We start from the raw sequence: 4,061 nt of genomic DNA on the forward strand, positions 1-4,061 counted from the left end.
TAAGTTTTTAATTTGCAAAATGATCCGTAATTATTTTTCATTAAGCAGATTAACTTATCAATAAACCAATTGATTTGCACCCTTCTTGGCGACAAATATAGTTAGAGTTGTCGACATTCGAGCATAAGCTTCATAAAAAAACGCAAAATGTAACCTATACACAATAGAGAGTGCTACGCCTACTATACATTATATTTTATATGTTACCTTATTCCTATTAAAACACAACATTTTTGATGCTCCAACGGTATATTTTTAACGAATGCTTATTTCGATAACATCAAAACACAGTATCATTTGATACTAATACTGTACATTTTAACGAACTTAATGTATTTTTGGCCCCAATGAAACACCTCAAGCTTGAACATCGATAGATTTTCCTTTGCTGATGTCGCTTCATCACCGTTAAAAAACAAATCGTATACGAATGAAAAAACGCATTGCCATATTTGCCTCCGGTTCCGGTACCAACGCTCAGAAATTAATGGAACACTTTGCTGACAGCACAGAAGTTGAAATTGCTGTGGTACTCACCAACAATGCTGATGCCTACGTTTTACAACGTGCCGATAATTATGAAATCCCTACCCATATTTTTAACAGGAAAGAATTCTCCCAAAGTGATGATATTTTAACCTTGCTAAAAAAGATGGATATAGACTTTATTGTGCTGGCAGGCTTCTTATGGAAAATCCCTCAAAATCTTTTAACGGCTTACCCTAACCGGATCATAAACATCCACCCTGCTATCTTGCCTAAGTTTGGCGGTAAAGGAATGTATGGCGATCATGTACACAATGCTGTACTTGCTGCAGGTGAAACCGAAGGAGGTATTACCATTCATTATGTGAACGAGAATTACGATGAGGGAGAATTTATTTACCAGGGCAAGTATAAAATTGAGAAAGGTGATAATTTAGAAATGTTAAAATTCAAAGGTCAACAACTAGAGCATCAGCATTTTCCACGCATCGTAGAAAGCATTTTAAAGAAGATCAAGAAGTAAGTATTTTTATTTATTTCTATTAAATTTTATCGCTTTAAAACCTTATTTTTGCGGCTCAAAAATACACACTAATGAGCCAATCAATTAAGATCAAAAACGCTTTAATTTCAGTTTATTACAAAGACGGTCTGGAACCATTAGTTCGCCTTCTAGCAGCACAAGGAGTACAATTATTCTCTACAGGTGGAACTGAACAGTTTATCAAAGATTTAAATTTACCTGTTACTGCAGTGGAAGATTTAACCGGTTATCCTTCAATTTTAGGTGGACGTGTTAAAACTTTGCACCCGAAAGTTTTTGGTGGTATTTTAAACCGCAGAAATTTAACTGAAGATAAAGCACAGATCGCGGAATATGAAATTCCTGAAATTGATTTGGTTATTGTTGACCTTTACCCTTTTGAAGAAACAGTAAAAGCCGGTGGTTCTGATGCTGACATCATTGAAAAAATCGATATCGGTGGTATTTCCCTGATCAGGGCTGCTGCCAAGAACTTTAATGACGTTGTTATTTTAGCTTCTAAAGATGACTACAGCACTTTACAACAACAATTAGAAGCACAAAACGGCGAAACTACCCTTGAGCAACGTAAAGCCTATGCTAAAACGGCTTTCCATACTTCTTCTCACTACGACACTGCCATTTTCAACTACTTTAATACAGAAGCTCCTTTAACGGTTTTCAAACAAAGCATTAAAGAAGCTAAAACATTGCGTTACGGCGAAAACCCTCACCAACAAGGTGTATTTTACGGCAACATGGATGAAATGTTCACCAAATTAAATGGCAAAGAACTTTCTTACAACAACCTTGTTGATGTAGATGCTGCTGTTGCTTTAATTGATGAATTCGAAGAACCTACTTTTGCCATCTTAAAACATACCAATGCTTGTGGCGTTGCCTCAAGAGACCATATTTTTGAAGCCTGGACAGATGCTTTAGCCTGTGACCCTGTTTCTGCCTTTGGTGGTGTATTAATTGCTAACCGCGCTATTGACTTAGCTACAGCAACAGAAATCAACAAGTTATTTTTTGAAGTTTTGATCGCTCCTGCTTACCAGCCTGAAGCTATTGAAGTTTTTAAAACCAAGAAAAACCGCGTTATTTTACAGAGAAACGATGTTGAATTGCCTAAGAAACAATTTAAAACTTTACTTAACGGCGTGATCGAACAGGATAAAGATTTAATCATCGAAGGTCCGGCGCAAATGACCAGTGTAACTGAAAAAACTGCAACGGCAGAAGAATTAAAAGATCTGTTTTTTGCCAATAAAATTGTGAAACACACAAAGTCTAATACAATTGTATTTGCAAAGAACAACACACTGATTGCGAGTGGTGTAGGACAAACCTCTAGGGTTGATGCCCTTAAACAAGCGATTGTTAAAGCTGAAGCTTTTGGATTTAGCCTAAAAGGTGCTGTGATGGCTTCAGACGCGTTTTTCCCTTTCCCAGACTGCGTAGAAATTGCTGCCGAAGCAGGAATTTCAGCAGTGTTACAACCAGGTGGATCCATTAAAGATGCTGATTCTGTGAACATGGCAAATGCTAAAAAAATAGCTATGGTAACAACCGGTGTCAGACATTTTAAACACTAATATATTTATCAGGAAATACAATAAAAAGACGTAGTTTTACATTAAATATATTACATAGATATTATTAATTCATAATCTTCACCTATAAATGGGTTTATTTAACTGGTTTACGCAAGAGGTTGCTATTGATTTAGGCACCGCTAATACCCTAATTATACATAACGATAAAGTGGTAGTTGATGAACCTTCTATCGTTGCTTTCGACCGACAAACAAATAAAATTATAGCTATAGGCAGGCAAGCCATGCAAATGGAAGGTAAAACCCACGATAACATCCGTACGGTTAGACCTTTAAAAGATGGTGTTATCGCTGATTTCAATGCTGCAGAAGCAATGATAAAAGGGATGATCAGAATGCTGAATGGTGGTAAAGGATGGATGTTCCCTTCTTTGCGCATGGTTATTTGTATTCCTTCAGGAATTACCGAAGTTGAAAAACGTGCAGTTCGCGATTCAGCGGAAATTGCAGGCGCGAAAGAAGTTTACCTTATCCATGAACCTATGGCTGCTGCTGTAGGTATTGGTATTGATGTGGAAGAGCCTATGGGCAACATGATCATTGATATTGGTGGTGGAACAACAGAAATTGCCGTTATTGCTTTATCTGGTATTGTTTGCGACCAGTCAATCCGCGTAGCCGGAGATAACTTTGACTCAGACATTGTCAATTATATCCGCCGTCAGCATAACATCATGATCGGTGACCGTACTGCGGAGAAGATCAAAATTGAAGTTGGCGCTGCCTTACCAGAATTACAAGATCCACCTGCAGATTTCGCTGTTCAGGGAAGAGATTTAATGACAGGTGTGCCAAAGCAGATTACCGTTTCTTATACAGAAATTGCTCACTGCCTTGACAAATCTATCTCTAAAATTGAAGAAGCTATTCTTAAAGCATTAGAGATTACACCTCCAGAACTTTCTGCAGATATTTACCAGACTGGAATTTACTTAACCGGTGGTGGTGCATTATTACGTGGCCTGGATAAACGCGTAGCCGCAAAAACCAAACTTCCTGTTCACGTTGCTGAGGATCCACTCAGAGCGGTAGTTCGTGGAACTGGTATTGCCCTTAAAAATATCGGTGGTTATAAATTTTTAATGCAATAAAGGTTATTACGTTGTAAGTTATAAGGGCTAAGCAAGACTTATAACTTACAACCATTACCTACAACTCTGAAATTATGCGTAACCTTTGGATCTTTATAAACAGATATAACGCATTTTTCTTATTCATCATTTTCTTTACTACAGGGATTGTCTTCACTGTAAGGAATAATGCTTACCAAAGAAGTGTAACCCTAAATTCGACCAATGAAATTGTGGGCAATACTTATGAGCAACTGAACGTACTCAAAAAGTACGCTAACCTTGGTAAAGTAAATGATAGTCTGGCTTTTGAAAATGCAAACCTCTACACTCAGCTCCTGAAGATGAGAAATATCGACAGTGC

At 37.4% G+C, this 4,061-nt stretch carries 3 protein-coding genes and 1 pseudogene; all 4 read left to right on the forward strand.

Going from position 1 to position 4,061, the window contains the following annotated elements; translation table 11 throughout:
* The first annotated feature begins 430 nt into the window (after positions 1–430).
* Positions 431–1,009 (forward strand): phosphoribosylglycinamide formyltransferase, encoded by a 579-nt coding sequence (locus ACR2F7_RS00375; RefSeq protein ID WP_432711629.1) that lies wholly within the window; start codon positions 431–433, stop codon positions 1,007–1,009.
* A 71-nt stretch (positions 1,010–1,080) separates the two neighbouring features.
* A complete protein-coding gene (gene purH, locus ACR2F7_RS00380; RefSeq protein WP_432711630.1) occupies positions 1,081–2,607 on the forward strand; it encodes a bifunctional phosphoribosylaminoimidazolecarboxamide formyltransferase/IMP cyclohydrolase in 1,527 nt (508 codons plus the stop codon).
* A gap of 88 nt (positions 2,608–2,695) precedes the next feature.
* Complete coding sequence (locus ACR2F7_RS00385; RefSeq protein ID WP_316813131.1) at positions 2,696–3,718, forward strand: rod shape-determining protein; 1,023 nt, start codon at positions 2,696–2,698, stop codon at positions 3,716–3,718.
* 74 nt (positions 3,719–3,792) lie between these two features.
* Positions 3,793–4,061, forward strand: a pseudogene (locus ACR2F7_RS00390) (rod shape-determining protein MreC); the annotation flags it as partial.

The organism is Pedobacter sp. (assembly GCF_045628745.1).
Taxonomy (GTDB): domain Bacteria; phylum Bacteroidota; class Bacteroidia; order Sphingobacteriales; family Sphingobacteriaceae; genus Pedobacter.

What these genes read in the sequence shown, in the direction of transcription:
- purH (WP_432711630.1), top strand. Translation starts at nt 1,081, where the DNA reads ATGAGCCAATCAATTAAGATCAAAAACGCTTTAATTTCAGTTTATTAC.
- ACR2F7_RS00375 (WP_432711629.1), top strand. Translation starts at nt 431, where the DNA reads ATGAAAAAACGCATTGCCATATTTGCCTCCGGTTCCGGTACCAACGCT.
- ACR2F7_RS00385 (WP_316813131.1), top strand. Translation starts at nt 2,696, where the DNA reads ATGGGTTTATTTAACTGGTTTACGCAAGAGGTTGCTATTGATTTAGGC.